Origin of the sequence: Rhodococcus sp. 06-1474-1B (assembly GCF_002258885.1) — a bacterium.
GTDB lineage: Bacteria > Actinomycetota > Actinomycetes > Mycobacteriales > Mycobacteriaceae > Rhodococcoides > Rhodococcoides fascians.
Window position 1 is genome coordinate 227649 of sequence record NZ_NOYR01000032.1, and the last position, 24056, is coordinate 251704.

Genomic DNA, 24056 nt, shown 5'->3' on the forward strand with positions numbered 1-24056 from the left:
CTACTAGACTCGAGCGACGATTGGCAACGAGAACGGAGGTGGGCACCGATGTCGAGCACCGACGACAGGCGGTTCGAGGTTCTGCGAGCGATCGTGGCGGACTACGTGTCCACCCAGGAGCCCGTCGGATCGCGTGCTCTTGTCGAGCGTCACAACTTGGGTGTGTCGAGTGCGACCGTGCGCAACGACATGGCGGTCCTCGAGGCCGAGGGCTACATCGCCCAACCGCACACCAGCTCCGGGCGGGTGCCGACCGACAAGGGCTACCGCCAGTTCGTGGACCGGATCGCCGACGTCAAACCGTTGTCAGCGGCCGAGCGTCGCGCCATCCTGGAGTTTCTCGAGAACGGCGTCGACCTGGACGATGTGCTGCGCCGTGGGGTTCGACTGCTCGCTCAGCTGACCCGGCAGGTAGCCGTGGTTCAGTACCCGACGCTGTCGGCGTCCTCGGTTCGACATCTGGAGGTCGTCGCTCTCACACCGGCTCGGCTGCTGTTGGTGCTCATCACCGACTCCGGCCGGGTCGATCAGCGCATCGTCGAACTCGGTGACGTCATCGACGACGAGAACTTGGCTCAGCTGCGGCGGTTGCTCGGCGGCGCACTGGAAGGCAAGCGGCTGGCGGCGGCGTCCGCCGCCGTGGCCGAGCTGGCCGAAAATGCACCTCCCGCCCTGCGTGACGCGATGATTCGTTCGGCCACGGTGCTGGTGGAATCGCTCGTCGAACATCCCGAGGAGCGGCTGGTTCTCGGCGGAACGGCCAACCTGACGCGCAACGCGGCGGACTTCGCGGGCGACGCAGGGTTTCCGGGATCGCTCCGAGCGGTACTCGAAGCGCTGGAAGAGCAAGTGGTGGTACTCAAGCTGCTCGCCGTGACGCAGGACACCCGCACCGTCACCGTGCGTATCGGCGAGGAGACGCAGGTCGAGGAGATGCGCGGAACATCGGTGATTTCCACCGGATACGGCTCTGCTGGCATGGTCCTGGGAGGGATGGGCGTTCTCGGCCCCACCCGAATGGACTATCCAGGAACAATCGCGTCGGTCGCGGCGGTTGCCAGGTACATCGGCGAGGTCCTGGCCGAGCGCTGACACGAGCCGACGACCCATCGTCGGCCGCGGGGGCACAGCGGCCGCGACACAGCATCAACGAACGAGATTCATCTTCTAGGACGAAAGAGACGACGTGGCACGGGATTATTACAAGACTTTGGGCGTCGGCCAGCAGGCGACGGACCAGGAGATCAAACGCGCTTACCGCAAATTGGCGCGAGAGTTGCACCCGGACGTGAACCCGGACGAGGCCGCACAGGCCCGGTTCAAGGACATTTCCACCGCATACGAGGTGCTCTCCGATCCGGAGAAGCGTCGGATCGTCGACCTCGGCGGCGATCCTCTGCAGCAAGGCGGCGGCGGTGGTGGCGGCGGATTCGGCGGTGCCGGATTCGGCGGCGGCCTCGGCGACGTCTTCGAAGCGTTCTTCGGCGGTGGCGCAGGCGGTGGACAGCGCGGACCCAAGGGACGCGTACAACCCGGAGCCGATTCGCTGCTGCGAACCAAACTCACCCTCGACGAATGCGCCACCGGCGTCACCAAGCACATCACCGTCGACACGGCGATCCTGTGCGACCTGTGCACCGGCTCGGGCACCAACGGCGATTCCAAGCCCGTTCGGTGCGAGACCTGTGGCGGTGCCGGCGAAGTGCAGTCGGTGCAGCGCTCGTTCCTCGGCCAGGTCATGACCAGCCGTCCGTGCCCCACCTGCCGCGGTGCAGGCGAGACCATCCCGGACCCCTGCCGCAAGTGCGGCGGCGACGGCCGGGTGCGTTCGCGTCGGGACATCTCGGTGAAGGTCCCGGTCGGCGTCAGCAACGGCATGCGCATCAGGTTGGCCTCGCAGGGCGAGGTCGGGCCGGGTGGCGGCCCCGCAGGCGATCTCTACGTGGAAATCGTGGAGCAGCAGCACGAGGTGTTCGTCCGTGACGGCGACGATCTGCACTGCACCGTTCGCGTCCCGATGGTCGACGCGGCACTCGGTACGTCGGTGACGGTCGACGCCATCATCGACGGCCCGACCGAGATCTCGATCGAGCAAGGGACACAACCGAACTCGACGACAGTGCTGCGCGGGCACGGGATGCCCAAGCTCCGTTCCGGTATCCGCGGTGACCTGCACGCCCACCTCGAGGTCATCGTGCCGACCAAGCTGGACAGCAAGCAGACCCACCTGCTCGAACAGCTCAAGACCATGCGCGACCGCGATTCGGCGGAGGTCGTCACCACCGGTTCGGCACACAGCGGTGGCCTGTTCTCGCGGTTGCGGGAAGCCTTCAGCGGGCGCTGATTCATGGCCCCCACGGTCTTTTACCTCACGCCGCTGCCGGCCGTGGGAGAGCTCGCCGTGCTCGACGGCAAAGAAGGTCATCACGCCGCGACCGTGCGGCGGATCCGAGTCGGCGAGCGGCTGCTGCTCAGTGACGGTGCCGGCGGTCTGGCCGACACGGTCGTCGTCGGTGCCGAGAAGAACCGACTCGAACTGACGGTGCAGTCGCGCACGGACATGCCGCGAGCCACTCCCACGGTGACGCTGGTTCAGGCACTGCCGAAGGCGGACCGCTCCGAACTGGCGATCGAGCTGGCCACCGAGGCCGGGATCGACGCCGTGGTGCCATGGCAGTCGGCGCGATGCGTCGCTCGCTGGGAAGGGCCCAAGGCGACCAAGGGGGTCGCGCGCTGGCGCAGCACCGCCGCCGAGGCGGCCAAGCAATCGCGTCGCGCATACATCCCCGAGGTCTCCGAGTTGCACGATTCACGCTCGGTGTACGCCCTCGTGCACCGGATCGTGGCGGGCGGCGGCATCGTCGCCGTCCTGCACGAAGCGGCCACCTCGGCATTCCGCGACCTGCCGTTCGATTCGGTGCCCGAGGTCGCGATCGTCGTCGGACCCGAGGGTGGCCTCGACGACAGAGAGATCGCGGCTCTGACCGAGGCAGGCGCGACCCCGGTGGTGCTGGGGCCGACGGTGCTGCGAACCTCGACGGCCGGAGCTGTTGCGTTGGGAGCTCTCGGCGTTCTGACGACGCGGTGGGCGCAACTTCCGCCCGATTTCCCGAACGCATGAGCGTTCGCATCAAGATCGCGTACGGCGCGCATCCGGAACAGTTCGGTCACCTCTATCTGCCGTCCGCGCCGATCACGCCCGCGACACCGGTGGTCGTGATCGTGCACGGTGGATTCTGGAGTGGGCAGTACGCGTCGAATCTGGGCACCCAGTTCGCCCGAGCTGTCGCCGGAGCCGGTGCGGTGGCCTGGAACATCGAGTACCGACGCGTCGGTGCGGGCGGGCACTGGCCGGAGATGCAGGCCGACGTGCGCGCCGCACTCGACGCCGTGGCCGGGGTGGTACAGCACCACGCCCCGGTCGGTGTCGACGATGTCCGCGTCATCGGGCACTCGGCGGGCGGCCACCTCGCAGTGTGGCTCGGCGGCGAAACCGACACGACGGTCCGGCCGTCGCGCATCGTCTCGCAGGCGGGTGTCCTCGATCTGGAGCCGCGCGGGGCGTCGGGACGTACCAATCCGGCGGTCGAGGCCCTGCTGCAGGCCCGCTACGAAGACGAGCCCGAGCTGTACCGGTCGGCCTCACCTCTGGCCCGACTACCCATCGGAATCCCGACGATCTGTCTGCACGGATCCGATGACCTTCAGGTCCCGGCTTCGCAGAGCTCGAGGTACGTCGAGGCCGCACGAGCCGCGGGCGACGACGCGGAGCCGGCGATCGTGCCGGGCGAGGACCACTTCGCCTTCCTGAACCCGGATTCGCGGTGCTGGGCGCTCTCGCTCGAGGCCGTCCTGGGCGAGCGCCGTGGGTAATAGGAATGCGCATCGATCCTGCGGCGTTAAACTTGGTCCGAGCGCGACCTGACGGACGCGTTCGAAAACATCAGCGTCACCGGTCGAAACAAGAGAGCAGGCCATAGCCACCACGTGAGTGAACACAGCGAATTTCCCGCCGAGCGCGACGTTCGGTCCACCTTGGAGCTCGCCCCCGAAGCAGTGATGCCGCTGCTGGGACAGTCCGACGAGAACCTCAGGGCGCTCGAGCAGATGCTGACGGCCGATATCCACGTACGAGGAAACGCCGTGACGCTCACCGGGAAGGTGCCCGATGTGGCGTTGGCCGAGCGGGTGATCACCGAATTGGCGGCATTGGCCAAACGTGCTCAGCCACTGACTCCCGACGCAGTACGCCGGTCGATCGCCATGCTCACCGAGGGGGTGTCGGATTCTCCCGCCGAGGTGCTGAGCCTGGACATTCTGTCGCGTCGAGGCAAGACCATTCGGCCCAAGACGTTGAACCAGAAGCGCTACGTCGACGCGATCGATGCCAACACGATCGTGTTCGGAATCGGTCCTGCCGGAACGGGCAAGACCTACCTGGCCATGGCCAAGGCAGTGCAGGCATTGCAGACCAAGCAGGTCAGCCGCATCATCCTGACGCGGCCTGCGGTGGAGGCAGGTGAGCGCCTGGGCTTTCTGCCCGGAACCTTGCACGAGAAGATCGACCCGTATCTGCGTCCACTGCACGACGCCTTGCACGACATGATGGACGACGAGGCCATCCCCAAGCTGATGCAGGCCGGCGTCATCGAGGTCGCGCCGCTCGCCTACATGCGTGGCCGTACGCTCAACGACGCGTTCATCATTCTCGACGAGGCGCAGAACACCACGGCCGAACAGATGAAGATGTTCCTCACGCGTCTCGGATTCGGATCGAAGATCGTCGTCACCGGAGACGTGACGCAGGTCGACCTACCCGGCGGTGCTCGGTCGGGCCTTCGTGCGGCGTCGGAGATTCTCACCGATGTGGACGACATCCACTTCGCGCAACTGACCAGTAGTGACGTGGTGCGTCACCGGCTCGTCTCGGAAATCGTCGACGCCTACGAGCGCTTCGAGTCCGCATCGGAGGGCGTCATCGCGAACCGCGCGCAACGCCGTGCCGGTGGGCCGCGTTCGGCGAGAAGATGATTCAGGCGTACGGAAACGGTAATGCAGGCAACGAGAGCGTGGGTAGTGGCTAGATGAGTATCGAAGTGTCCAACGAGTCGGGGATGGACATCTCCGAGCCCGAACTGGTCTCGGTCGCACGGTTCGCGATCGCCGGCATGGACGTGCACCCCGCTGCGGAACTGTCCATGGTGCTGGTGGATTCGGCAACCATGGCAGATCTGCACATGCGCTGGATGGATCTGCCCGGACCCACCGACGTGATGTCGTTTCCGATGGACGAGCTCGAACCGGGCGGTCGCCCCGATGCTCCCGAGCCCGGACCGGCGATGCTCGGAGACATCGTGCTGTGCCCGTCCTTCGCGGCGGATCAGGCCGCGGCAGCAGGACATTCGCTCGAACACGAGCTCGCGCTGCTCACCGTGCACGGCGTGCTGCACCTGCTCGGCTACGACCACGCCGAGCCGGACGAAGAGAAGGAAATGTTCGAGCTGCAGAACCGTCTGCTGGCCGAATGGTACGAGGACGCCAGGCGGGCGGAGCAGGCAGCCGAACAGGCCGTTCGAGACGCTCGGTTGCTCGGCAAGGCCGGCTTCGTCGACGGTCTCGACCGATGATGTGCGTTTTCGGACCAGCGGGAGTGCGGGGTCCTAGCGCGTGAGCAGTGCTGCCGCACTCATCGTCTTCGCCGTTCTGCTGGTTCCTCTCGGCGGCTTGTTCGCCGCAGTCGATTCGGCCCTGAACACCGTCTCGCGGGCGCGAATCGAAGACATGGTCAAGGACGAGCGACCGGGTGCCACCGGCCTCGTCGTCGTGGTTGCCGACCGCCCGCGGTACGTCAATCTCATGGTGCTGCTTCGTATTCTGTGCGAAATCGGCGGCACGGTGCTGCTCGCAGGCGGCCTGACCCAATTGATCGACTCGACCACCGCGCTCGTGATCACCGCTGTGGCAATGGTTTTGGTCAGTTACGTCGTGATCGGCGTCGGTCCGAGAACGCTGGGTAGGCAGAACGCGTACTCGATCGCGCTCGCCGCAGCGTTGCCGTTGCGCGCCCTCGGCTGGCTCCTCGGGCCGATCAGCAGGCTGCTCATCCTCATCGGTAACGCGATCACCCCGGGCAAGGGATTTCGCAACGGCCCGTTCGCATCCGAGATCGAGCTACGTGAGCTCGTCGACATGGCTCGCGAGCGCGGAGTCGTGGCCGACGACGAACGCCGAATGATTCAATCGGTGTTCGAGCTGGGCGATACCTCGGCCCGCGAGGTCATGGTGCCGCGGCCCGAGATGGTGTGGATCGAATCCGACAAGTCGGCGGGGCAGGCGACGTCGCTGGCCGTGCGCAGTGGGCACTCTCGCATCCCGGTGATCGGCGAGAACGTGGACGATATCGTCGGCGTGGTGTACCTCAAAGACCTTGTGCAGCAGACGTATTACTCCACCGACGGTGGGCGAGGCGTACAGGTCTCCGAACTGATGCGTCCGGCGGTGTTCGTGCCGGACTCCAAGCCGCTCGACAGTCTTCTCGCCGAGATGCAGCGAGACCGAAACCATATGGCGTTGTTGGTCGACGAGTACGGCGGCATCGCGGGCCTGGTGACCATCGAGGACGTCATCGAGGAGATCGTCGGGGAGATCGCCGACGAATACGACTCGGACGAGGTAGCACCCATCGAGCAACTCGAAGACGGACGGTTCCGGGTGTCCTCGCGGGTACCGCTCGAGGATCTGGGTGAAATCTTCGGTATCGACATCGAATCCGAGGAGGTCGATACCGTCGGCGGACTCCTCGGCTACGAGCTCGGCCGCGTGCCGCTGCCCGGTTCCGAAGTAACCACTCACGGGCTGTTGCTGCGCGGCGAGGGCGGAGCCGACCCGAAGGGCCGCGTCCGCATCACCACCGTGCTGGTCGAAAAGCTCGAACCCGACGAAGAATCCACCGAGGACGACGACTCGTCGGACGTCACTCACCAACACTGAAATCTGGAGGTGCTCGATGTCCGAGCAACACACCGAAGAGTTCCGATCCGGATTCGTCTGTTTCGTAGGCCGGCCCAACACCGGCAAGTCCACCCTGACCAATGCACTGGTGGGGTCGAAGATCGCCATCACGTCCTCGCGACCCCAAACCACGCGCCACACGATCCGCGGCATCGTGCACCGCGACCACGCGCAACTGATCCTCGTCGACACCCCGGGGCTCCACCGACCGAGAACGCTTCTGGGACAACGCCTCAACGACCTGGTGCAGGACACCTACTCCGAGGTCGACGTCATCGGACTGTGCATCCCCGCCGACGAGAAGATCGGACCGGGCGACCGGTGGATCCTCGAACAAGTGCGGCACATCGCGCCGAAGACCACCCTGATCGGCATCGTGACCAAGATCGACAAGGTCAAGAAGGAACGCGTCGTACAGCAGTTGATGTCGTTGTCGAAGTTGCTGGGCGAGAATTCGCACGTGATCCCGGTATCGGCCGAATCCGGTGAGCAGATCGAGAAGCTCGTCGACCTCCTGGCCTCCGAATTGCCGCCGGGTCCCGCCTTCTATCCCGACGGGGAACTGACGGACGAGCCGGAGGAAATCCTCATGGCCGAGCTGATCCGCGAGGCAGCGCTCGAAGGTGTCCGCGACGAGCTCCCGCACTCGCTGGCAGTGGTCATCGAGGAGGTAGTGCCGCGCGAGGGCCACGACAACATGCTCGATGTGCACGCGATCCTGTACGTCGAACGGTCCAGCCAGAAGGCCATCATCATCGGCAAGGGCGGCTCGCGACTCAAAGAGGTCGGCACCGCGTCGCGACTGCAGATCGAGAAATTGCTCGGTACCCGCATCTACCTGGATCTGCACGTCAAGATCGCCAAGGACTGGCAGACCGACCCCAAGCAGATGGGCAAGCTCGGTTTCTGACGCTCTCGCGTTCGGAAGTGCGGTTGCAACCTCGGTTTAACATGAACGAAAGCGTCGGCCTGTTTACTGAAGTTCATCCTCGACCTGGCATGGGTCGGTGAACCTCAGCAAAAGGACGTGATCCATGTCTTTCGATATTGCGTCCATGGCGGCGGATCTGTCGTCTCCGGTGGCGAAGCGCCGAATTGGCGGCGCGATCGACTTCCTGAGATTCGAGGGCAAATGCGACGGTTTCCTGTTTGCCTACAAGGATGACGTCGCCGGCAGGTTCGTCACCGTCGGCCAGCGCGGATACGGCGACGCGGTTGCAGATTTCCTGACCGACAGCATCGATGCGAGACCCGAATTCGAGAAGCAGTTCTCGAACCACGAGTTCATTTTCGATTGGACCGAGGTGCCTGGGTTCGCCACCTCCTACAGCGGTAGCCAGGTCCTGCGGCCCGAGGGCTTCAACAACGGTGTGCTGATGTTGCTGCACGACAGCGTCGGAGAGATCATCGGTATGTGCCACGGGAACGTGGAGAAGAAGGACTTCCCCGGCACCGGCAAGGAACTGCTCGAACGGATGCGGCCGGCATTCACCGGGTATGCGCTCGACCGTCGTTCCGCAGCGCGCTTTCGACTCACACATCGAGAGTTGCAGATCCTCGACTGCGTCCGGCGAGGGATGTCCAACTCCGAGATCGGCGAGCAACTCTTTCTGTCGCCGCGTACGGTCACCACCCACATCGAGAAGATCCTGCGCAAACTGGGTGTACCCAATCGTGTCCTCGCTGCGGTGTACGCCACGGAACTAGGTCTGGGTTCCGACGATCGGTCCGTCGACTCGCAGGGTGCCGGTCTGCGCTGATCCGCAACACTATGCAACTCGCATCGCCATGACGGCGTCGGTGACACCGACGCCGTTTTTCGTGTAGCCGATCGACTCCGCCGCGTAACAACATCGAAACATGTTGTGCAGCAACGAGAATTTCCGTGACGCAGCGCATGAAGTATACGTATTTCGACGTATATGAACTCCGCACGTGGCTGTTTACCGTTGATCATCCGCACAGTTCGATGTCGCACTACGCGGAATCCTCGACTCGCGCTCCGTTCCCAGGGCCCGACAACGCGTCCCCTCCGGACCGGTCAATCCTCAGATCGAAGGAACATCTCCCATGAAACTGGCTGTCAGAACGGCCACCGCATGATGCCGCGCAGGTCGACTCGGCGACGTCCGAGATCGATCGTCGCCGCCACCGCTGTCGTGGTGCTCGCCCTGAGCGCACTCTCGGCCTGCAGTGCCGGCAGTGCCGCCGACGTCGAGACCGGCAATACGTTCGTGGTGGCAATCGAATCCGAGGCCGACGTTCTCGACCCTCAAGTAGCGGGCGGGTGGGTCAGCTGGCGTATCAACCAACAGATTTTCGAGCCGCTGGTGACCGAAGATCTGCGAACGCCGTCGTCGGAGGCGGCTGTACCCGCCCTCGAGCCCGGCTTGGCCGAATCCTGGGACGTATCGCAGGACGGACTCACCTACACGTTCCACATTCGCCAGGGCGTCACGTTCCATGACGGAACGGCGCTCGATGCAGAGGCAGTCGAATACAACTTCCGGCGCATGTGGGACAAGACGGCTCCGCAATATTCGGCCAAGGCTGCGGGTCAGACGAACTTCATCTGGCAGAACACAACCGATGTCCAGGCCGTCGACCAGTACACGCTCGTCGTGACCGAGTCTCAACCGTTCTCGCCCTTCCTCCGCATGCTCGCCCAGGGCGGTAACGGCTCGACAGCGATCATGAGCCCTGCCTCGATCGAAACCTACGGTGACGACGTCGGCGACCATCCTGTCGGTACAGGGCCGTTCGTCTTCGACGAGAGAATTCGCGGTGAGCGGATCAGCTTGCTGCGCAACGACAATTATTGGGGCACGAAGCCCTCGATCTCGGGCGTGGTGTTCCGGCCTCTTCCCGACGCGTCGGCGCGGGTAGCTGCATTGCGCAGTGGTGATGTCGACATGATCGCGGTACCGAGCCCGGACAGTATCGACAACTTGGTGAGTGAGGGCTATCAGCTGTCCGAGGGGACACCGCCGCACGTGTGGTACCTCTCGTTCAACATGCAGGACCCGAACATGGCGATCAAAGAAGTGCGGCAAGCGATCAATCTGGCCATCGATCGGGACGGGATGGCTGATGACCTGCTTCGCGGAAGTGTCAACCCCGCCTACGGTGTTCAAGCGCCGGCGAACGGCGCTTACGTCGAGCGGACCGATGCCTACACGCGGGACATCGCCAAGGCGAAGGAGTTGCTGGCCTCGGTCGGGCTGCAGGGCGGCTTCACGACGACCCTGATCACCTCCGTGGACGGTTCGGGTCAGATCATTCCGACGCAGATGGCGGAATATCTGCAGCAGAATCTGGCCGAGATCGGAATCGACATGCAGATCCAGACGCAGGAATGGATCTCGTATCTCGGCACGTGGGCGCAGGGTATGAAGCCCGGTGTCGGTATGGCCCAGATGTCGTGGGGTATGACCACCCCGTACTGGCTCTACATCGTCACGTCCTCGAAGTTGCAGTCTCCCAATGGAGTCAACGTGGGGTACTACTCCAATCCCGACCTCGACTCCGTGATGGATCAGGCGATCCGAGCGACGGACGAAGACGTTGCGAACGACTACTGGCGTCAGGCGAACGACATCGTCACCGAAGACGCCGCGCTGGCACCTGTGGTCAACGACAAGGCTCCTTACGTGTTGGCCCCGTACGTATCCGGATTCGTCTCGCCCAGCGAGGAATGGTACGACCTGAAAGAAGTGAGGCTCGAACAATGATGCGTACGGTGGCACATCGCCTGCTGTCCACGATTCTGGTTCTGTTCGGAGTCAGCCTGATCGTCTTCATGTTGCTGCAGTTGGTCCCGGGAGACCCGGCGCTCACCATTCTCGGATCCGGTGCAACCGCGGAATCGGTTGCGGCAGTGCGGACCGAACTGGGTCTCGATCGCTCACTGCCGATCCAGTACCTCGACTACATGGGCGGCCTGCTGCAGGGTGATTTCGGTCGCTCCTTGACGGTGAACAAGCCGGTCTCGGAGATCATGCTGCCTCGACTGTGGAACACGATCATTCTCACGTTCGCTGCTCTGCTGCTGTGTGTCGTCATCGGAGTTCCGCTCGGAATTGCGGCGGCCCGCAAGCAGAACAGTGTGTTCGACCGGATCGCGATGTTCGCCTCGCTCGCCGGAGCGAGTGTGCCCGTCTACTGGTTCGGGCTCGTGTTGATCGGCTTCTTCTCGATACGTCTCGGGGTGTTCCCGACCTCGGGAATGTACAACAGTCGGAGCCCAGGAGGCCTGGGGGACATGCTCATCCACCTCGTACTGCCTGCGGTCGCGGCGGCACTGGTGCCGTTGGCGGTGATCGCCCGCATGTCACGTTCGGTGATGGTGGATGTGTTGCAGCAGGACTACATTCGCACACTCAGGGCGTCGGGACTGTCGGAGCAGTCGGTGCTGTGGCGACACGGACTTCGCAATGCGTTGCCGCCGATCGTCACCGTCATCGGTCTGCAGGTGGGGTACTTGCTCGGCGGCGTGGTCTTCGTCGAAGTCGTGTTCGGGTGGCCGGGTCTGGGGCAACAGCTCTATACATCCATCACACAGCGAGACATCCCGGTTGTGCAGGCCGGGGTGCTCTTCATCGCGCTCGCATTCGTCGTCATCAATCTCGTCGCCGACACGGCGGTCGGGCTTCTCGATCCGCGCTCACGGAAGAAGGTTTCGGCATGAACGTATCGGTCGGTGTCGATACTCGGTCGCGTCGCCGAGTGTCTCGAAGGCGATCGACAGCTCCGCCGACCACCGAGGCGGCAGTTCAGGCTTCGGCTCTGCGCCTCGGTCTGCGGGCATTCGGACGCGACAGGGTTGCGGTGGCGTCAGCGGTGTTCCTGCTGCTGGTAGTACTTGCGTCGATCTGTGCGCCGTTGCTGACCCCGTACAGCCCGACCATGGGAGATCCGGTGAACAGACTCGCCGGGATCGGCACCAACGGGCACCCACTGGGCCTCGACGGCCAAGGGCGGGACATTCTTTCCCGGCTGCTCTACGGTGGGCGCAACTCCCTCGTCGTTGCAGTGGTTCCGGTACTCGTGGTCTTTCCGATCGCGTTGATGATCGGTCTGTTCGCCGGCTACAAGCGAAGCCGCGCAGGCGAATTGCTGATGCGCATTCTCGACGTCCTGTTCGCCTTTCCCCTCGTGCTGCTCGCTATTGCGCTGTCTGCAGTTCTCGGTGCCGGACTCGGCAACGTGATGCTGTCCATCGGAATCACCCTGGTGCCGTACATGGCGCGGGTGGCCTACACCGCGACAGTGCAGGAATCGGGCAAGGAATACATCGAGGCGGCGCGGGCCTACGGCGCGAACATCGGCCATCTGATGTTCCGAGAGCTTGCTCCCAACGTCGTGGCCAACCTCACCGTGTACGCAACCACGTTGTGCGGCTTGATGATCGTCGTCGCTGCCGGACTGAGCTTCCTCGGTGTCGGCGTCGTGCCGCCCACAGCGGACTGGGGAATCATGACCTCCGACGGCTCCAGCGTGCTCCTCGAAGGCATCTATCACATCGCCACCATCCCAGGCATCGTCATCCTTCTCGTTGCCCTGTCCTTCAACCTCGTCGGCGACGGAATTCGCGACGCCCTCGATCCGAGAAAGCAGACGAGCTGATGACCGCATTGTTGAGAATCGAAGACCTGAGCGTCGATTTCCATACCGACGGTGGCGTGGTGCACGCGGTCGAGCACGTCGACCTGTCGGTCGAACCGGGTGAGATCCGAGGGCTGGTCGGCGAGTCGGGATCAGGCAAGAGCGTCACCTCGCTCAGTGTCCTCGGACTCCTCGGATCGGAGCGCGCCCGAATCAGCAGCGGGCGCATTCTTTTTCGTGACGAAAACCTGCTGGAGAAGGACCAGCGAGGCATGCGCAAGATTCGCGGGGGCCACATCGGATTGGTGTCGCAGAATGCGCTCAGCGCACTCGACCCGTCGTTCACGATCGGTGCTCAACTGGTCGAGGTCATTCGTTTGCACCAGAACGTCGATGCAAAGACCGCGCGTAGAACGGCGCTGGACGCACTCGAGCTCGTGGCACTGCCGGATGCGGTGAGAAGGATGAAGGCGTATCCGCACGAACTCAGCGGTGGACAACGGCAGCGAGTCGTCATTGCGATAGCGCTGGCCTGTCGGCCCGAACTGCTGCTGGCGGACGAGCCGACCACCGCACTCGACGCCACGGTGCAGAAGCAGATCCTCGACCTGCTCCTGGACATCAACCGTGAGCTCGGCACCGCGATACTGATCGTCACCCACGACTTCGGCGTCGTCGCCCATGTGTGTTCCGAGGTCACTGTCATGCGGCACGGTCGAATCGTCGAAACCGGAACGCGCGCAGACATTCTCGAGCGGCCACAGCACCCCTACACCCAGGGGCTGATGAACGCGGTTCCCAAATTGCGCCTGTCCGCAGCCGAACGAGCCATCCCGCGCTCGAGCCGCCGGTTGTTCGAGTTCTCACATGATTCCATCTCCGAAGGGGCAAGAAGCAATGTCTCAGCGTGACCGATCGAAGACAGCGACCATTTCATCGGCCGGCAAACTACCCCTGGTCTCGGTCCGTGATCTGCGTAAGGTCTATCGGGTTCGAGGCGATGGTCGATCCATGGCGGATTTCGTAGCGGTCGACGATGTCAGTTTCGACATCGGGCGGGGTGAAACGTTCGGACTGATCGGAGAATCCGGCTCGGGCAAGACGACGACCGGTCGCATGGTGCTCGCTCTCGAAGCAGCGACGTCCGGTTCGGTTCTGTTCGACGGCAACGACATCGCCGCGCTCAGCTCGTTGGACATGCGTCGCTACCGCAAGAACATGCAGATCGTATTCCAGGATTCGGGCTCCGCGTTCAACCCGCGACGTAGCGTCGGATCCCAGGTCGGCTATGCGCTCGAACGCTTTGCGCTCGCGTCCAAGAAAGATATTCGGTCCTTGGTGCTCGAGATGTTCGATCGAGTGGGTATGGAACCATCACACTACGACCGCTACATTCACGAATTTTCGGGCGGCCAGCGGCAACGTCTGGGTATCGCGCGCGCTCTGATCACCGATCCCGACTTCATCGTTCTCGACGAGCCGACCGCTGCTCTGGACGTTTCGGTCCAGGCCCAAATACTCAACCTGCTCAAAGACTTACAAGCCGAACGCGGACTCACGCTGCTTCTCATCACCCACAATTTGGCGCTGGTGGAGCACATGTGCGATCGCGCAGGCGTGCTGGCTCGCGGAAAGCTGGTCGAATCCGGGCCCGTGGACGAGCTACTGACCGATCCACGCACCGATATCACCCGCACCCTCGTCGATGCAGTACTCGAGCCGACGCTCGGACTGACTCGATGATCGAACAAGGCTGGGCAGCAGCAGCATTGGAATCACGTTCGGTATCTGCAGCGATCGCCGGCGGAGCTCTGGCCGACGAAGCGGCGGCGGCGGCGATCGAGTCGGCGCGGCGTCTGGAGTCCGCATTGGCCGTCGACACACCGATTCCACTGCAGTTGACCATCGAAAAGAGCTGTGATGACTGCTGACGGTGCCCGCCGCGAGTTCGACCCACTCACCGCGTCGATCGCAGATATCCACCGTGGCGTCGAGTCAGAAGTGCTGGACCCGGTCGGTGTGGTCGATGCCTACCTCGACCGAATCGGCGAGGTGGACGACGACCTGGAGGCCTTCGTCGTGGTGAACGAGGCGCAGGCCCGCGCCGTTGCCGAGCGTCAACGGGATGCCATTCGCCGCGGGGAGCTCGGAGGACCGTTGCGAGGGGTGCCCGTCGCCGTCAAGGATCTCTACGACGTCGAGGGGATCCCCACACGATCAGGCTCTCTTGCCTCGTCAGATGTTCCGGCACAGCGAGATTCGGAGACCGTTGCCCGTCTCCGTGCTGCCGGTGCCATCGTGCTCGGCAAGACCACAACGCACGAGTACGCGTACGGGGTCAACACGCCGCCGACACGTAACCCGTGGGCACTCGACCGGGTGCCTGGGGGGTCGAGCGGCGGTTCGGGTGCTGCCGTTGCAGCGCGGCTCGTCCCAGCCGCGATGGGAACCGATACCGGTGGGTCCATCCGGATACCGGCTGCATTGTGCGGGGTCACCGGCCTGAAGGCCACGTACGGTCGGGTCAGCAAGCGTGGAGTGACGGTACTGAGCTGGACGCTCGACCATGCCGGCCCTTTGACGACGACGGTCGCCGACTGCGCGTCGATGCTCGATGTGTTGGCGGGACACGACCCCGGCGACCCGTACAGCGCTGCGGTCGAAGTTCCGGACTTCACCGTACAGCTCGACAGAGGGGTAGGGGGCCTGCGTCTCGGGGTCAGCGAACGCTACTTCACCGACCGTCTCGATCCCGATGTGGCAGCGGCGTTCGAGAATGCTGTCCGGGCACTCGAAGCTGCGGGTGCCACCATCGTTCCCGTGAGTTTCGACGGCGTCGAGCTCTGTCCCGACATCGTCGGTGTCATCGCCTCCGTGGAGGCCGCATCGGTGCACCAGGCGCGCGCGAACGAACGTCCGGATCTGTTCGGATCCGATGTGATCGATGCGCTGCGGGTGGGTCACCTCCACAGCGGCGTCGCCTACGTCGATGCGCAACGAGCCCGGGCGGTAGTACTCGACGGTATGCATCGGATGTTCGGTTCGGTGGACGCGTTGCTCTCACCGACCATCGCCACCACCGCGCCACCGTTCGGCGCATCGCGAATGGCGTTGGCAGGCAAAGATATCGACATACTCAACGGCCTGAATGCTCTGACGGTTCCGGCGAACGTGACCGGGATGCCGGCGCTGACGGTGCCGGCCGGGTTCGATTCCGCAGGATTGCCGATCGGACTGCAGATCATGACGCCACCGTTCGAGGAAGCACTCGCACTGGCCGTGGGCAACTCGTACCAGTCCCTGACCGACAGTGCCGCAGCGGTACCTGTCGTCCCTTCGAGAGAACCTTCGAGAGAAAGAGTCGAACCATGAGCGCACAGCATTTCGATCCCACCCGCGAACAACTGGCAGCAGTTTTCGAGTACGCGGGACTCGACATCGAGCCGGAGCGCCTCGAGGACAAATTCGAGGTCTATCGCACCACGCTGGGACTCATCCGAAAGGCAAGCGTCACGGGCATCGGAGAGACCGTCCCCGCTTCGGCGTTCAAGGCCTCCTGGACCTGAACGCTGCCGTACCGGAACTCACTCGTTGCACGAAAGGATCACCGACATGCAGTTGTACGAACTCTCCCTCACCGAGGTAGCCGAGAAGATCCGCACCCGGGAGGTATCGCCCGTCGAAGTCACTCAGTCCTCTCTCGACCGTCTTGCCGAGGTGGAGCCCGCGATCACGGCATTCGTCACCGTCACGGGCGAGGAAGCTCTGACGCGAGCAGCAGAGGTCGAGCTGGAAATCGGGAGCGGTCACTACCGTGGTCCGTTGCACGGAATCCCGCTCGGTGTGAAAGATCTGTACGACACCGCGGGAATTCTGACGACGTCGAGCTCCCAACAACGTGCCACGAACGTGCCGACGGCCGACAGTGCTTCGGTGGCCAAGCTGTACGACGCCGGAATGATTATGGTCGGAAAAACCCAGACACACGAATTCGCCTACGGTGCAACGACTCCAACTGCGGGAAACCCCTGGGACGTCACTCGCACGCCCGGCGGCTCCAGCGGTGGTTCAGGAGCCGCAGTCGGCGCCGGCGTGGTGCACGTCGCGCTGGGTAGCGACACCGGCGGATCGATCAGAATCCCCGCCGGTGTCTGCGGGACGGTCGGTCTCAAGCCCACATTCGGACGCGCATCCCGCGCTGGAGTCGCTTCTCTGTCGTGGTCTCTCGATCACGTAGGACCGTTGACCCGCAACGTCTCCGACGCGGCACTCGTGCTGGGCGCGATGTCGGGCTACGACCGGCGCGACCCGGCGTCGGTCGACATGCCGGTTCCCGATTTCCTCGCGGGCATCACGGACGGGGTCGCTGGGACTCGAATCGGCATACCGTCGAACTTCTACACCCACAACGTCCAGCCGGAAGTGACCGAGGTTGCGCATCGCGCCGCAGCAGCGCTCGAACGACTCGGCGCGATCCTGGTGGAGGTCGAGGTGCCGCTCGCGGAGTACGTCCTGCCGGTGGAGTGGGCAATCCTGACCGCGGAAGCCAGTGCTTACCACATGGATTCGACGCGGCAGTCGCCGGGGCTGTTCACCGACGAAGTACGAACGTTGGTCGAAGCGGGCGAAGCAATTCTCGCGACCGATTACATCAATGCGGTTCGTCTGCGTACGCGAATCCAGGAGGCATGGAGGGATATGTACTCGACTATCGACGTGTTGCTGGCCCCGACCGTTCCCGGTGTCGCATCGCTACGCAGCGATCCCTTCTTCCGCTGGGATGATGGAACCGTGGAGGGTTCGACCAGCGCGTACTCGCGAATGTCCGCCCCGGCGAACGTTACTGGCCTTCCCGCACTGCAGGTACCCGCGGAGTTCTCGGCCGGTGGCTTGCCGATCGGCGTTCAGATCATCGGAAAGCCGTTCTGCGAGGCCGAGATACTGAGGGTGGGCTATGCGCTGGAGCAGTCGTCCGATGTGGTCGGGCGTATCGCGCCCGTCGTCACGGCGAGCAGCGCGGTTCGGTGACGTGACGTCCGCCGACATCGAGGGGCCCGTGGTCGAGTCGATCGTCGGGCACGAGTCCGATCCGTCTATCTCGGAGCACCTTCACCGGCTTCGGCATGACGGGTTCGTCGAATACGTACACATCCCAGCAGAGGATATGGATCGGACCCGGCTTCGCGTGAACTCCGATGCCGGTCGTGACTATCGCATCGCGCTCGGTCGCGAGCATCGGGTACAGGATGGCTCCGTGCTGCTGCTCGAGTCCGAGCGTGCAGTGGTGGTCCGCGCGGGCGAACCCCGAGTACTGGTGTTGCGGGCGACCTCGGTGTCGGCGGCACTCCGGCTCGGTTTTCTCGCGGGCCATCTGCATTGGAAATCCTCCATCACCGACGACGTCGTCGAGGTGTCGATGGAAGGTGAGGTGGACGACTACCTGAACCGAATCGCCGAGCTCGTCGCCGTTGGATCGGTGGAAGTGCAGTCACAGTGACTGTGTCCGAAGTGTTGACGACGCTGCGTCTGGGCGACAGTGCATTTCCCTCGGGTGGATTCGCTTTCTCGTCGGGACTCGAAGGCTCCTGTCGCGACGGATTCGTGACCGACGAGTCCGGAATGAAGGAATTCGCTCGCGAGCAGCTGATCGGGCGTTGGAACACCGTCGACCGCCGAGTGTTGAGGGCGGCATGGCCTCACGGGGCCGCCGAGGTCGCCGACCGCCGATGCGAGGCGCACAGCACCATGTCGGTGCTGCGTGAAGCCTCGCGCCGGGCGGGGGCAGCTCTCTTGGGGACGTTCGCCGCTCTCGGTCACGAAGAGGTGTCCGACTACCGTCGGTCCGTTCTGTCCGGGGCCGTTCCAGGTCATCTTCCGGTGGCCCAGGCGCTGTGCTTCCGCGCGGCTGGGTTGTCACTGGGGTCGGCGGAAACGGTCAGTGCCTGGCAGGCCGTCTCGGGGATCGCCGGTGCGGGCCTGAGGCTGGGCATCGTGGGGCACCTCGGTGCACAGCGCATCCTGGCCGATCTGGAGCCGACGATCGCCCATCTGCTGACCGACCGACCTCCCGCTGACGCGGCGAACCTCCATTCCTTCACCGCATTCGCAGATATCTCGGCTCAGCGGCGAAGCGATGGCGCGCGCCTGTTCGCCAATTGACGTCGATACCTCTACACGAGAACGGAATTCGATTGTGTTCCTCACTCCCACCGAGAGCGAGCGGTTGACCATCTTCACGGCAGCCGAGTTCGCCCGGCGAAATCTCCGCGACGGTGTTCGTCTCTCGCATCCCGAGGCGGTCGCGTACCTGACCGACGAGATCCTGCTCGCTGCCCGCAAAGATCTGAGCTTCGAGGAGGTGATCGACCACGCCGGTCACCTGCTCACTGCGGCGCAGGTTCAGGACGGAGTTGCGGCGATGGTGGACATGATCATGGTGGACGCGCCGTTCGCCGAGGGCACGAAGCTGATCACCGTGGTCGACCCCATCGCGCCCTCGGCGGACGATGTCGTTCCCGGCGAGATCATCGTGGCCGATCGACCGGTCGTGCTGTTCGGCGGTTCCGAGATCACCACGGTCACGGTCGTCAACAGGGGAGATCGCGACGTTCAAGTACGCAGTCAGACACACTTCTTCGAAGCCAACGAGTCCCTGGAATTCGACCGGCGCGCGGCGTGGGGACGCAGGTTGGCCGTCGCCTCGGGTGCGGGTGTGAGATTCGAGCCTGGAATGTCCGTCGTCGCGCGGCTCGTTCCGATCTCCGGTGACCGAGTGGTGCACGGCTTCCGGGGACTGGTCGACGGTCCGCTCGACTCGAACGAGGATGCGACAGCGGGAGCACCCTCGTGAGCACCGACGGAATTGCGATCGACAGGGCCTCGTATGTGCGCATGTTCGGGCCGACGGTAGGAGACAGGATTCGTCTCGCGGATTCGTCGCTGTTCGTGGAAGTCGAACGGGATCTGACCACTCCGGGATACGAACTGCTGGCAGGGGCGGGAAAGAACGTACGCGACGGGGAGGGGTACCGGCCGACGTCGACGGCATCGGACGGCGCACTCGACTACGTGTTCATCGGGGCTACGGTGATCGATGCCGTGCAAGGAGTGATCAAGGCCGACATCGGTATTCGCGGAGGTCTCATCGCCGGTATCGGCAAAGCAGGCAATCCCGATGTGATGCCCGACGTCACCGAGGGCATGGTCGTCGGACACATGACCACACCGATACCGGCAGCGGGGCTGATCGTCACGGCCGGTGCCATCGAGACGCATGCTCACCTGATCTCTCCGCAGCAGAGCGAACACGCGCTGGCCACTGGGACAACCACCCTGATCGGAGGTTCACCCGGCCCGGCGTTCGAGGTGGGAACGGGAAGTGCGCGCAATCTCGGACTGTTCCTCCAAGCTGGTGAGCACACTCCGATGAACTTCGTCGCGTTCGGCAGAGGTGCGTCCGACGAGCGAGCGGTATCGGAATCGGTGGCAGCGGGTGCGGGCGCGGTCAAGATTCACGAGGACTTCGGCGCATCGCCCGCGGTGATCGACAAGACCCTTCGCGCAGCAGATTCCGCAGACTTCGCCGTGCACCTGCACACCGACTCGATCAACGAGTTCGGGTTCGCCGAGACGACCATGAACACCATCGGCGACCGGACGATCCACATGTATCACGTCGAAGGTGCAGGTGGTGGCCACGCGCCCGACCTCATCAGATGCGTCGGATACGACAACGTCATACCGGCCTCGACGAACCCCACCAACCCGTACACCGCGTACGCCCTCGACGAGGGCATACCGATGACGATGGCTGCGCACAACATGAACTGGCAGGCACCGGAGGACGTGGCGTTCGCCGAAGCACGCATTCGTCCGCAGACGATGGTCGCCGAGGATTTCCTGCACGACATGGGCGCGATCTCCATCTTCGGAAGCGACACACAGGGAATGGGCCGAGTGGCGGAGAACATCGCCAATTGTTGGCAACTGGCGGATGTGATGAAGCAGCGGGTGGGACGACTGCCGGAGGAGATGACCGAGGCGTCCGACAACGAGCGCGTCAAGCGCTATATCGCGAAATTGACTGTCAATCCGGCTATCTCGATCGGTGCCGCCGAGCACATCGGGTCCGTCGACGTGGGCAAGGTGGCTGATCTCGTACTGTGGTCGCCCGCCTTCTTCGGCGTCAAACCCGAGGTGGTCATGAAGAACGGTTTCGTCGCGTGGGCTGCACTCGGGGATGCAGCGGGCAGCATCTCGCGCTCACAACCGGTGGTGAGTCGGCCCAATTGGGGTGCGCTCGGGGCGGCGTCCGCCGAACTGGGCATGGTCTTCATGTCCTCGCTCGCCGTCGACGCCGGCATCGCGGACCGGTTGGGTCTGCGCAAACGCGTCGTCCCCATCGCGTCGGTTCGGGGCCTGCGCAAATCCGACATGGTGCGCAACTCGGCACTTCCGGTGGTGGAGGTCGATCCTCGAACCTTCGAGGTCAGGGCAGACGGAGTGCTGCTGACCGGCGAGCCTGCGACCACCGTCCCCTTCTCGGGGAGGTACCTGCTCCGATGAAGGACCGACGCGCAGCACGGATCGGGATAGGTGGGCCCGTCGGATCGGGAAAGACCGCCCTCGTCGAGCAACTCATCGCCGTCTTCGGCGCTGCAGATCGATCGATCTCGGTCATCACGAACGATCTCGTCACGGCCGAGGACGCCGAACGAGTCAAGCGCAGCGGCCTTATCGACCCGGCACGGGTACGGGCTGTGGAGGCAGGTGGGTGTCCGCACACCGTGATTCGTGAGGACCCGTCGCTCAACATCGCGGCCGCCGACGAGTTGGAGGCGCAGTTTCCGGACACCGAGGTGATCCTCCTCGAGAGTGGCGGAGACAATCTGGCGTCCACCTTCTCTCGGGATCTGGTCGACTACTGGATCTTCGTGATCGACGTGGCGGGCGGAGACGACATCCCCCGCAAACGAGGCCCCGGTGTGGTTCGGTGTGATCTGTTGGTGGTCAACAAGATCGATCTCGCTCCGTACGTCGGAGTGGATCTCGGGCTGCTACTGCACGAGGCGAATCTCGTGCGCGGCGGCAAGCCCATCGTGCCCACCAATGCCCGCACCGGCGACGGTATTGACGCGGTGGTGGCGCAGCTCGACCGCGACGTGTTGTTCGTGTGATCTCACGGTCTTTGGATCTGTCGTTCGAGGCGGTGGACGGACGCACGGTATTCGACAGGAAGCGCTACCGCTGGCCGCAGTCGGTGGGGCGCATGTTTCCCGGGCCGCGTCCCGGGTCCGGTTCGGTGATCGTTCAGAACTCGGGGGCGTCGATCCACCCCGGCGATGTGATCGAGCAACGTGTGCACGTCGGTGCGGGCGCGTATGTACAGGTTCTCGGCCAGGGCGCGATGCTGGTGACGGGAAAGCCAGGCTGTGCAGTGGCGACCGAGTCGACGGTTCTGCGGTTGCGGGGCGACGGTCGGTTGATTCATTGCCCCGAGCCCAGAATCCTCACGCGGCATGCGCATTTCGTCCAACTGATGGACGTGGAGATCGGCGACGGGTCCGCAGTCGTCGTGGACGCCTTCGTGTTGCATCCCGCGCTGACCGCAGACGACGTCGGCAGCATCGGCTCCACCGTCCGGCTTCGTCGCGTCGAGGGCCAGGAACCCTTGATGGTCGATGCCCAGTTGCTCGATTCGAGCCTGTGGCCGCGCTCGCTTCGCGCGTTCGGCACCGTATACGTCCTGGGTTCGGCCGCGACCGTGCCGTCGTTGTCGGACGTGGAGGGTGTTCACCTGGTGGTCACGAAGCTTCCGAACGGCGTCGGCCATGCCGTGCGAATGGCCGCAGAAGAGGGCGGTGCGTTGCGGACGGCGCTCGACCGGACCGTGCGGCTGGTCCGGTGAGGATCTGCCCCGGCCATGCCCTGCGCACGGCAATTCGTAGTGGACTACGAGGTGTCGCTCACCTGGGTCCACCACGGCTCGGGGCGTCGGCGATGCCACTGCAGTACGTTCTCGAGTTGAGCGGCCACCGACACCAGCAGAGGCTCCGTGGATTCGTGGCCCATCAGCTGCAGACCGATCGGTAGACCGGCTTTCGTCAGTCCCGCGGGGACGTTGACGCTCGGCCAACCGAGGACGTTCCACGGCCACGTGTACGGGCAGTGTTCGGTGATCACACGGTCGGTGTCGGCGTTGGAGATGCCGTCGATGGCGTCGACCCGCGGAGGCGGCGTGGCCGTCGTCGGGGCGAGCACGATGTCGTAGTCGTCGAAGAACTGGCCGATGCGGCGGGCTATCCGTGGCTCCGCCGCGCGGGCTGCCCGCAGCGGTGCGCCGGCGAGGGCGCGTCCGCTCCGGGCGTTGGCTCGGGTGCGGGGGTCGGCCAGCGACGGGTCGGGCAGGCGGTCGAGCCAGGCCGCGACCCCGGCCAACGACCGCGGTAAGAAGTTGAGCCCCAACAACATTCCGTACGCAGGATCGTCGACGACAACGCGGTGACCGAGCAACCGCAGCACGGCCGCCATCTCGTACGCCGCAGCCGTGATCTCGGGATCCAGTGCCGCGGGTGTCGGAATGAACGGCTTGCGCAGACTCAACGCGATGCGCAGCGAACCGGGGTCGCGGCCGACAGCGTCAGAGACGGTCAGCGGAGTCGGCCGGTGCAGATCGCCGTCGTGCCCACCGGAGACCACGTCGAGAAGCAGGGCTGCGTCGGCCACCGTTCGGGCGAGTGGTCCGATGACGGTGATGCCGTTGAACGCCTCGGCATCGGGCCAGGTGGAAATTCGGCCGCGCTGCGGCTTGATACCGACGAGGTTGGTCCACGACGCCGGGATGCGCACCGAGCCGGCACCGTCGGAACCGAGAGCGGCAGAGACCAATTCGGCTGCGACCGCGGCAGAACTGCCACCGGAGGAACCGCCCGGAGTCCGGTCTCGGTGCCACGGATTTCTCGTGTGGCCGAACGATCCGCCCGTGAACGGCCATTGCCCGAGTTCGGGACTGTTGGTCTTTCCCACGATGATCGCCCCTGCGGCACGCAGTCGGCGGACCACCTCGGAGTCCTCGGTGGCACGCGGAAACCGGCCCGCGCAGCCGAATGCGGTCGGTTCGCCGACGATGTCGACGTCGTCCTTGACTGCGATCGGAACGCCGAGCAGGGGAGCGGACGAGCCCGCAGCGATCAGCCGATCGGCCTCGGCGGCTTCGGTGAGGGCGGCATCTCGTCGCACGATCCGGAACGCGTTGAGGGTGGGTTGACTGCGTTCTATGCGATCCAGCGCAGCGGTGACCACCTCGACCGAGGTGACGCGTCTCGACGCGAGTTCGGCAGCCTGAGCAACGAGTGTCGACCGATGAAAATCCACGTGTGCACAGTATCGACTCACCGTCAGCGCGGGAACGATCTTCGTCGACGCCCACGTGGGACACTGGA

General features: G+C 64.3%; 25 protein-coding genes. 24 read left to right on the top strand and 1 reads right to left on the bottom strand.

The annotated features are described in order from the left end of the window. Window positions 1-48: 48 nt before the first annotated feature. From hrcA to CH266_RS19050, 24 genes are all read left to right on the top strand, one after another. Window positions 49-1092, top strand: coding sequence for a heat-inducible transcriptional repressor HrcA (gene hrcA / locus CH266_RS18935; RefSeq protein ID WP_027497502.1), 1044 nt, complete (start codon window positions 49-51; stop codon window positions 1090-1092). 94 nt (window positions 1093-1186) lie between these two features. Continuing rightward, window positions 1187-2344: a molecular chaperone DnaJ gene (gene dnaJ, locus CH266_RS18940; protein WP_094715925.1), complete on the top strand. Its 1158-nt coding sequence runs from the start codon at window positions 1187-1189 to the stop codon at window positions 2342-2344. 3 nt (window positions 2345-2347) lie between these two features. Beyond that, window positions 2348-3121 (top strand): 16S rRNA (uracil(1498)-N(3))-methyltransferase, encoded by a 774-nt coding sequence (locus CH266_RS18945; protein WP_032370240.1) that lies wholly within the window; start codon window positions 2348-2350, stop codon window positions 3119-3121. Beyond that, entirely contained in the window at window positions 3118-3873 is a 756-nt protein-coding gene (locus CH266_RS18950; RefSeq protein ID WP_032370241.1) for an alpha/beta hydrolase family protein, read from the top strand. Before CH266_RS18945 ends, CH266_RS18950 begins: the two co-directional genes overlap by 4 nt. Window positions 3874-3987: 114 nt before the next feature. Further along, entirely contained in the window at window positions 3988-5031 is a 1044-nt protein-coding gene (locus CH266_RS18955) for a PhoH family protein (protein WP_027497498.1), read from the top strand. A 53-nt stretch (window positions 5032-5084) separates the two neighbouring features. Continuing rightward, window positions 5085-5627: an rRNA maturation RNase YbeY gene (gene ybeY / locus CH266_RS18960; protein ID WP_032368173.1), complete on the top strand. Its 543-nt coding sequence runs from the start codon at window positions 5085-5087 to the stop codon at window positions 5625-5627. Window positions 5628-5667: 40 nt separating this feature from the next. Further along, window positions 5668-6990, top strand: a complete 1323-nt coding sequence (locus CH266_RS18965; RefSeq protein ID WP_027497496.1) for a hemolysin family protein — start codon at window positions 5668-5670, stop codon at window positions 6988-6990. Between the two features lie 16 nt (window positions 6991-7006). Continuing rightward, window positions 7007-7921: a GTPase Era gene (era, locus tag CH266_RS18970; protein ID WP_027497495.1), complete on the top strand. Its 915-nt coding sequence runs from the start codon at window positions 7007-7009 to the stop codon at window positions 7919-7921. A gap of 124 nt (window positions 7922-8045) precedes the next feature. Then, window positions 8046-8771, top strand: coding sequence for a response regulator transcription factor (locus tag CH266_RS18975; RefSeq protein WP_094715926.1), 726 nt, complete (start codon window positions 8046-8048; stop codon window positions 8769-8771). A 339-nt stretch (window positions 8772-9110) separates the two neighbouring features. Further along, entirely contained in the window at window positions 9111-10742 is a 1632-nt protein-coding gene (locus CH266_RS18980) for an ABC transporter substrate-binding protein (RefSeq protein WP_255175958.1), read from the top strand. After that, window positions 10739-11698, top strand: coding sequence for an ABC transporter permease (locus tag CH266_RS18985; RefSeq protein WP_094715927.1), 960 nt, complete (start codon window positions 10739-10741; stop codon window positions 11696-11698). The genes CH266_RS18980 and CH266_RS18985 overlap by 4 nt, the downstream gene beginning before the upstream one ends. Then, a complete protein-coding gene (locus CH266_RS18990) occupies window positions 11695-12636 on the top strand; it encodes an ABC transporter permease (RefSeq protein WP_094715928.1) in 942 nt (313 codons plus the stop codon). Before CH266_RS18985 ends, CH266_RS18990 begins: the two co-directional genes overlap by 4 nt. Beyond that, window positions 12636-13526, top strand: a complete 891-nt coding sequence (locus CH266_RS18995; protein ID WP_094715929.1) for an ABC transporter ATP-binding protein — start codon at window positions 12636-12638, stop codon at window positions 13524-13526. The genes CH266_RS18990 and CH266_RS18995 overlap by 1 nt, the downstream gene beginning before the upstream one ends. 100 nt (window positions 13527-13626) lie before the next feature. After that, complete coding sequence (locus tag CH266_RS19000; protein WP_255175959.1) at window positions 13627-14358, top strand: ATP-binding cassette domain-containing protein; 732 nt, start codon at window positions 13627-13629, stop codon at window positions 14356-14358. Next, entirely contained in the window at window positions 14355-14546 is a 192-nt protein-coding gene (locus CH266_RS19005) for a hypothetical protein (RefSeq protein ID WP_094715931.1), read from the top strand. Before CH266_RS19000 ends, CH266_RS19005 begins: the two co-directional genes overlap by 4 nt. Further along, entirely contained in the window at window positions 14536-15987 is a 1452-nt protein-coding gene (locus CH266_RS19010) for an amidase (protein ID WP_094715932.1), read from the top strand. Before CH266_RS19005 ends, CH266_RS19010 begins: the two co-directional genes overlap by 11 nt. Next, window positions 15984-16181, top strand: a complete 198-nt coding sequence (locus tag CH266_RS19015) for a hypothetical protein (protein ID WP_094715933.1) — start codon at window positions 15984-15986, stop codon at window positions 16179-16181. Before CH266_RS19010 ends, CH266_RS19015 begins: the two co-directional genes overlap by 4 nt. Window positions 16182-16227: 46 nt before the next feature. After that, window positions 16228-17643 carry an amidase gene (locus CH266_RS19020; protein ID WP_094715934.1) on the top strand — a complete coding sequence of 472 codons (1416 nt, stop codon included), beginning with the start codon at window positions 16228-16230 and terminating at the stop codon, window positions 17641-17643. 1 nt (window position 17644) lies between these two features. Then, complete coding sequence (locus CH266_RS19025) at window positions 17645-18112, top strand: urease accessory protein UreE (RefSeq protein WP_255175960.1); 468 nt, start codon at window positions 17645-17647, stop codon at window positions 18110-18112. Beyond that, on the top strand, window positions 18109-18774 hold the full coding sequence (locus CH266_RS19030) for an urease accessory protein UreF (protein ID WP_094715936.1): 666 nt from the start codon (window positions 18109-18111) through the stop codon (window positions 18772-18774). The genes CH266_RS19025 and CH266_RS19030 overlap by 4 nt, the downstream gene beginning before the upstream one ends. A 34-nt stretch (window positions 18775-18808) precedes the next feature. Continuing rightward, window positions 18809-19465 carry an urease subunit beta gene (gene ureB / locus CH266_RS19035; RefSeq protein ID WP_094715937.1) on the top strand — a complete coding sequence of 219 codons (657 nt, stop codon included), beginning with the start codon at window positions 18809-18811 and terminating at the stop codon, window positions 19463-19465. Next, window positions 19462-21180 carry an urease subunit alpha gene (ureC, locus tag CH266_RS19040; RefSeq protein WP_255175961.1) on the top strand — a complete coding sequence of 573 codons (1719 nt, stop codon included), beginning with the start codon at window positions 19462-19464 and terminating at the stop codon, window positions 21178-21180. The genes ureB and ureC overlap by 4 nt, the downstream gene beginning before the upstream one ends. After that, window positions 21177-21791: an urease accessory protein UreG gene (gene ureG / locus CH266_RS19045; protein WP_094715938.1), complete on the top strand. Its 615-nt coding sequence runs from the start codon at window positions 21177-21179 to the stop codon at window positions 21789-21791. The genes ureC and ureG overlap by 4 nt, the downstream gene beginning before the upstream one ends. Next, window positions 21788-22522 (top strand): urease accessory protein UreD, encoded by a 735-nt coding sequence (locus CH266_RS19050; RefSeq protein ID WP_094715939.1) that lies wholly within the window; start codon window positions 21788-21790, stop codon window positions 22520-22522. Before ureG ends, CH266_RS19050 begins: the two co-directional genes overlap by 4 nt. Before the next feature lie 44 nt (window positions 22523-22566). On the opposite strand, the gene CH266_RS19055 is transcribed toward CH266_RS19050, so the two are convergent. Further along, a complete protein-coding gene (locus CH266_RS19055; RefSeq protein WP_094715940.1) occupies window positions 22567-23988 on the bottom strand; it encodes an amidase in 1422 nt (473 codons plus the stop codon). Between the last annotated feature and the right edge of the window lie 68 nt (window positions 23989-24056).